The organism is Methylobacterium oryzisoli, from assembly GCF_046557895.1.
Classification (GTDB): domain Bacteria; phylum Pseudomonadota; class Alphaproteobacteria; order Rhizobiales; family Beijerinckiaceae; genus Methylobacterium; species Methylobacterium oryzisoli.
The window spans coordinates 1-6299 of the sequence record NZ_JBKIBX010000091.1 but is presented as its reverse complement, the minus strand read 5'-3'; the positions used below and the strand labels follow the sequence as shown (position 1 = coordinate 6299).

At 74.7% G+C, this 6299-nt stretch carries 5 protein-coding genes; 4 read left to right on the top strand and 1 reads right to left on the bottom strand.

From position 1 onward, the window contains the following. Positions 1 to 424: 424 nt before the first annotated feature. Positions 425 to 1057: a hypothetical protein gene (locus ACKUB9_RS33890; protein WP_407531042.1), complete on the bottom strand. Its 633-nt coding sequence runs from the start codon at positions 1055 to 1057 to the stop codon at positions 425 to 427. Positions 1058 to 1862: 805 nt separating this feature from the next. Between ACKUB9_RS33890 and ACKUB9_RS33885 the strand changes: the two genes are divergently transcribed. The 4 genes from ACKUB9_RS33885 (at position 1863) to ACKUB9_RS33870 (ending at position 6066) form a co-directional block, all read left to right on the top strand. After that, positions 1863 to 3626, top strand: coding sequence for a ShlB/FhaC/HecB family hemolysin secretion/activation protein (locus ACKUB9_RS33885; protein ID WP_407531040.1), 1764 nt, complete (start codon positions 1863 to 1865; stop codon positions 3624 to 3626). Positions 3627 to 3637: 11 nt separating this feature from the next. Next, on the top strand, positions 3638 to 3826 hold the full coding sequence (locus tag ACKUB9_RS33880) for a hypothetical protein (RefSeq protein WP_407531038.1): 189 nt from the start codon (positions 3638 to 3640) through the stop codon (positions 3824 to 3826). Beyond that, on the top strand, positions 3826 to 4458 hold the full coding sequence (locus ACKUB9_RS33875; RefSeq protein WP_407531037.1) for an invasion associated locus B family protein: 633 nt from the start codon (positions 3826 to 3828) through the stop codon (positions 4456 to 4458). Before ACKUB9_RS33880 ends, ACKUB9_RS33875 begins: the two co-directional genes overlap by 1 nt. Before the next feature lie 282 nt (positions 4459 to 4740). Beyond that, positions 4741 to 6066, top strand: coding sequence for a leucine-rich repeat-containing protein kinase family protein (locus tag ACKUB9_RS33870; protein ID WP_407531036.1), 1326 nt, complete (start codon positions 4741 to 4743; stop codon positions 6064 to 6066). Positions 6067 to 6299 lie beyond the last annotated feature (233 nt).

Here is a 6299-nt window from a genome sequence, read left to right as displayed (position 1 = left end):
CGATCAGGGAATCACACCGCAGCAGACCCGAAAACCCCGCACCGACTCAGCCCAAACCGAAAACGCTCTAACGAAACGTTATCGCAGGTTTATCAACTCACCGCGGCTTCGGTGGTCGCCCGAGACACTCGAAGCATTGGAACGAGAGAGGAAGCGTCACAGCCGAGGATATGGGGCGGGGTGGATGAGCCCCTCCGTCGACTTCCGTCTTACGGTGTGCAGCCGAATGGTTGGGCTCAGCCCCCGACCGTCATTCCGGAGCGAAGGCGAACCCGGCCCTGACGGGCGCGCGCCGCGGGCGCGCGAGCCACGCCCGGCCACGCCGTGGCCGCGCGCCCCGCATCACGGGGGATCCCGGGCTCCGCTGCGCGGCCCCGGGATGACGGCAGGGAGGCGGCCCGACGGGATCGGGCGGACCTTGAGGTCAGTACCCGGTGCCGTAGTAGTCGTTCTCGCACGCGCCGGGCAGCGGCAGGCCGTTGGCGATGCGGTACTCGCAGTCATCCGTGCCGCCGTCGTAGGCACCGAGGCCGTAGCCGGTCGCGAGCCCGAGGCCGAGCCCCAGGGCGCCGTAGCCGACGGCGCGTCCGTAGCCGCGATGCCGGCCGTAGCCGCCCGCATAGCCGCCGCGGCCGTGGAACCCGCGCCCCACCACGGCGCCGCGGTTCACGCCCGCCCCGAGGCCGGTGCCGACACCAGCGCCGGCCCCGATCCCCGCGCCGCGGACGCCGCCGGGCGCGACGCCGGCTGCCGGGAATCCGCGGTGGCCGAAGCCGCCCGCGCCGATGCGGCCGGCTCCGAGCCCGCCGGCGCCCAGGCCGGCGCCGCCCAAGCCCTGGCCCGCGGGGCCGGCCCCGCCGCGGAAGCCGCCTCCGCCGATGAGCCCGCCGCTCCGGAATCCTCCCCCGCCGAGCCCGGCCCCGCCGCCATGCAGGCCGCCTCCGCCGAACCCGCCGCCTCCGAACCCGCCGCCACGGCGGCCTTGAGCCTCGGCCGCCATGGGCGCCAGCGCGACGGCGGCGATCAGGGCCCCCGACAGCAAGATGCGCTTCATCATGTCATCCACTCCACGCGCAGTGCGATCTGGAGGATCAACGGTGCGGCGGCCGGCCTGTTCATCCCGGCAGGGCTGCCCTGTCGCCGCATGCCTGCGGGCGCAGCCTCACCCGAACGGTCCGGACGGCTCCGGCCGTTCCCGACAGGGCAGGAGCGTCGCACCCACGCCACCCGGACTCACGCTTCGCCTCGCCTCCGCCGCGGGCAGGACGCGGAACTCGCGTGACGGCCCGGCGGCGTCACGCCGCCGGGCTGCGCGCGCCGAGCTTGCGCCGGGTTCGGGGCCGCGGCGCGGGATCTGGGCGGAGCGGCGTTCATCACGGATTTCGGCGGACGTCTCGGCACGGCCGTCGGCCTGGGCGCCTCACCGAACGATCTCCCATGGAAGAGGAGAGACCGCCGATGGTGCAGATAGGTCACTTCCACGATTCGAGATCATACCACCTCGGCATTCTGACGCAGAGGAATCCACACCCACCGGCGGATGCGCTAAGGTAGCATCCGGTTCGAATTTTTACCTGACCTTAGGCCATGATCCGCCTCATCATCACCGGCTCTGCCGACGCGACCGGCCGTCCGCTCACCGTTCGCGGGCGACGCGGGCTGGCGGGGCCTGGGAACGCCGGGCCGCCGATCACCGTGACCGACACGCCAGAGGGCCGCTGATGATGCTGATGGTCGCGGACCGGGCCTGCCTCGAAGCCGGCGGGGGGCAACACGCGGCGCCGTCGCCGGCTCGGGCGGGCCGGCCTCGGCCCCCGGCCGGCCGGTGGCGCGGGCCGGGCTCCGCCGCGGGGGGCGCCCTGATGCTGCTCTCCGCGCTGGCCGCGGCCCCGGCCCTGGCGCAGACGGCGTCTCAGATCACACCGCCCTCGTTCAGCCCGCCGCTCCAGCGGCAGGGCGGCGCCATCGCCATCCCGGAGGGGCAGGGCCTCGACGTGCCCGCCGGTGCCGACAGGCTCGCCGTGCGCGTGCGCCGCCTCGACGTCCAGGGCGGCCTGCCCGCGCTGGCCGGACCCACCGGGGCCATCGCGGCCCGCCTCGCCGGCCGCACCGTCACCGCCGCCGAGATCTTCACCGCCGCCCGCGAGCTGGAACTCGCCTACGCCGCCGCCGGCTTCGCCCTCGTGCGCGTCGTCCTCCCCGCCCAGCAGCTCCGGGACGGCGGCGACGTCCGCCTCCTCGTCGTCGACGGCGTCATCGAGCGCGTCGACGTCTCCGCCCTGCCGCCCGAGATCCGCGACCGCGTCGGCGCGGTCCTCGCCCCGCTCGTCGGCGAGCGCGGCCTCACCCTCGCGCTGCTCGAACGCACGCTGCTGCTCGCGGGCGACACCCCCGGCACCGTCCTGCGCTCCACCCTCGCCCCCGGCCAGGCGGCCGGCGCCAGCGTCCTCGTCGTCGAGGCCCGCTACAAGCCCGTCACCGGCTTCACCGGCGTCGACAACGTGCTCGCCGACAGCCTCGGCCGCTACTCCGCCTCGCTCGGCATCGACTTCAACTCGCCCACCGGCCACGGCGAGGTGCTCTACTTCCGCGCCGTCGGCCTGCCGATCACCGGCGGCACCGCCGCCTTCCTGGGGCCCGAGCCGAGGAACCGGGCGCTCGCCGCCGGCCTGATCCTGCCGCTCGGCACCGACGGCCTGACCCTCAACCTGGAGGCCAGCGGCACCCGCGCCACCCCGCGCGCCCAGCCGGGCACGCTCGGCTTCGCCTCCGAGTTCTCGCGCTACGCCGCCCGCCTGCGCTACCCCCTGGTGCGCGCGCGCGACTTCACCCTCAACACCGAGGCCTCCTTCGACGCCCAGGAGGAGCGGGTCGAGGTGCGGGTGCCGGTGGCGGCGCCCTTCAGCCTCGATCGGCTGCGCGTCGCCCGGGCCGCCACGGACGTCCTGTGGTTCTTAGCCGGCGAGGGCGTGCTGAGCGGGCGGCTCGGCGCCTCGTTCGGCATCGACGGGCTGGGCGCGCGCGAGGCGCCGCCGGCGGGCTCGGACCTGCCGTCGCTCTCGCGCCTGGGCGCCCGGCCGGAGTTCCAGAAGCTGGAGGCGGCGCTGACCATCACCCAGCCGCTCGCCGAGCACCTGACGCTCGACCTGCGGGCGCGCGGCCAGACCTCGTTCAACCAGGCGCTGGCGCGCGCCGAGCAGATCGGGCTGGCGGCCCTCACCGGCCTGTCGACCTTCGACGCGGGCCTGCTGCAGGGCGACGAGGGCTTCGTCACCCGGGGCGAGTTGCAGCTGCCGTTCGCGGTGCCGGTCACCCTGCCGTTCGGGCTGCCCTCGCTCCCGGCGCAGCTGGGCAGCAACCTGCCGCCGCCGGACGTGACGCCGGGCGCCGTGGTGCTGAGCCCGTACGGGTTCGGGGCCTATGGGCTGGTGCGCCAGCAGAAGCCGACCGCGCTGGAGCGGCCGATGGTGCGAGGGGTGGCCTACGGGGTGGGCCTGCGCATCGCGGCCGCGCCGAGCCTGAGCTTCACCAACGCCGCGGTGACGGTGGAGTACGGCCGGGCCGAGCGCTCGGACCGGCAGCCCGCCGACAACCGCCTGACCTTCAGCGTCGCGCTCCAGTTCTAGAGGCTCGGGCCGTGATCGCCGTCTCCGCCCGCCCGCTTCTGGCCGCCTCGACCGCTCCGGCCGGGGCCGACCGCGACGGCGGGCCGGCGGTGATCCACGCCCACCTGATCAGCCTGCGGGCCGTGGCGGATGTCCTCGCGCCCGCTCCCGCGCCGGCCGCCCTCTCGGCCCCCGCCACCTCCACGCAAGAGGATGCCTGATGCCGCTCTCCCTCGCGCTCCCCTCGTCCGGCCCGCGCCCGCGCCCGGCCTTCCTCGCGGCCGGCCTGCTGGCCGGCTTAGGGGTCGGCTTGGCGGCCGGCTTGGCGGCCGCGCAGGCCAAGGATCCGCCCGCGAAGCCCAAACCGGCGGCCGAGGCAGGAGCGCCGGTGCCGGCCGAGCCGGGGCAGACGACGGCCACCTACGGCGACTGGGTCCTGCGCTGCCAGCGGCTGGCCGGCGAGGGAGCGGGCCGCGTGTGCGAGGTGTCGCAGACCATTCAGGCGCAGGGCCAGCCGGCGCCCGTGGCGCAGCTCGCGGTCGGACGCCTGCCGGGGCAGGAGGGCTTGCGCATCACGGCGCTGCTGCCGGCCAACGTGAGCTTCCCGTCGAGCGTGCGGGTGGCGGAGACGAAGGATGCCAGCCGCGGTCTGGATCTGGCGTGGCGGCGCTGCCTTCCCGGGCCGTGCGTGGCGGATGCCGCGGCGACGGAGGCGGTGCTGAGCGGCTGGCGCAAGGCCGAGGAGGCGGGACGGATCACCTTCAAGGATGCCGACGGCCGGGAGGTCGCGGTGTCGCTGTCCTTCCGCGGGCTCGGCCAGGCCCTGGACGCCCTCGGCAAGGAGAGAACCTGATGCCGCTTCCGGCGGCGGACCACGGTTGCCGTCCGGCCGGATCGGGCCGTGTTCGAAACAGCGGCGGAATGCTACTCCTCGGGCCCGGGACCGGCGTCCGGCCCGGATGACGAGGCGGGATCGTGCCGCGGGCGAAGCACCAGGAGCACCGGCGGCTGGCGGAGCGGGACGTCGCGTCCTGCACCGGCGCGGGCCCTGCACGGGGCAGCCATCGCTGGCCCGTCCACGACGGACCGTCCATGCGCCACGGCTCGAGGGTCCGATTCCGGGCGGTCTCCGGTCGTGTCGGCTGAAGCAGCGACGCTGCGCACCCTCGAAGCGTTGCGCGCGGGTGACCTCGCGGGGGCCACGGAACTCCGCCTCGGTCCCGGCCTGGACGAGTTCCCGCGCGACATCTTCGGGCTCGCCGACACCCTCGAACTCCTCGATCTGAGCGGGGCCGGACTCACCGCACTCCCCGATGATCTCGGCCGCCTGCACAGGCTTCGCGTGCTGTTCGGCTCGGGCAACCGGTTCGAGCGGCTTCCGCCGGGCCTCGGCGATTGTCCGTCGCTCAGCCAGATCGGTTTGCGGGGTGTGGGGATGCGCGAGGTGCCCGGGGAGGCGCTGCCCCGCGCGCTGCGCTGGCTGACGCTGACCGACAACCGCATCGACCGGTTGCCCCCGGCGCTCGGCGAGCGCCCCAGGCTCCAGAAGCTGCTGCTGTCCGGCAACCGCTTGCGGGCACTGCCGAACGACCTCGCGGGGGCTCCCCACCTCGAACTTCTCAGGGTTGCGGCCAACCACCTTGAGGCGCTGCCGCCCTGGCTGGTCGACCTGCCCCGGCTCGCCTGGGTGTCATGGTCCGGCAACCCGTGCGAGCCGGCGAGGGAGGCGCGCGACATCCCCGGCGTGCCCTGGGCCCACCTGGCGAGCGAGGAGCGCCTGGGGGAGGGCGCGTCGGGCTGGGTGCATCGCGCGATCTGGTCGCCCCCGACCGATGAGCCGCCCCGCCCCGTGGCGCTGAAGCTCTTCAAGGGGGCGATGACGAGCGATGGCCTGCCCGAGCGCGAGATGGCGGCCTGCCTCGCCGCGGGCGGCCATCCTCGCCTCACCGGGGCGCTGGGGCGCGTGACCGGACATCCCGACGGGATCCAGGGCCTGGTGATGCCCCTGCTGCCGTCCCACTGGCGTGTTCTCGCGGGACCGCCGAGCCTCGCGAGCTGCAGCCGAGACGAGTACGACCCCGGCCTGACGCTCACGCGGGAGAGTGCGCTGCGCCTCGCCCGGGGCGTGGCCTCGGGGGCGGCTCACCTGCACGCGCGCGGATTGCTGCACGGCGACCTCTACGGCCACAACATCCTGTGGGACGGCCGAACCGGCGATGCCGTGCTCAGCGATTTCGGTGCGGCCTCCGCCTTGCCGGCCGGAGCGCTCGGCCGCGCGCTGCAGCGGATCGAGGTGCGCGCCTGGGGGATCCTCCTCGGTGAGCTCATCGCGCGGATGCCGACAGGGTCCGATGAGACGGCCCTTCGCACGATCGAGCAGCACTGCATCCAGCAGGATCGGACCGCGCGCCCCTCGATGACCGACATCCTCGCGCTGCTGCGGCCTCTCGGTCCGGACTGACGCGGCTCCACGGGTCCGTCACCGGCAGGCTTCGGCCGAGGGCACACGCGGTGTCGCATCCGCATCGCATGGAGCCGCCGGCGCCCGGCCGTCGCGCCATCAAGGGGCGTACAGCACCGGGCGGTCACAGGTCCTGGCGGAGGAGCAGGCATCAAAAACCCGCCTAGTGGCTTGTCTGCGCTGATTTGATGATTTGCGCGTTGATGGGGAGCGATGCCGGGAGGCGCGCGATG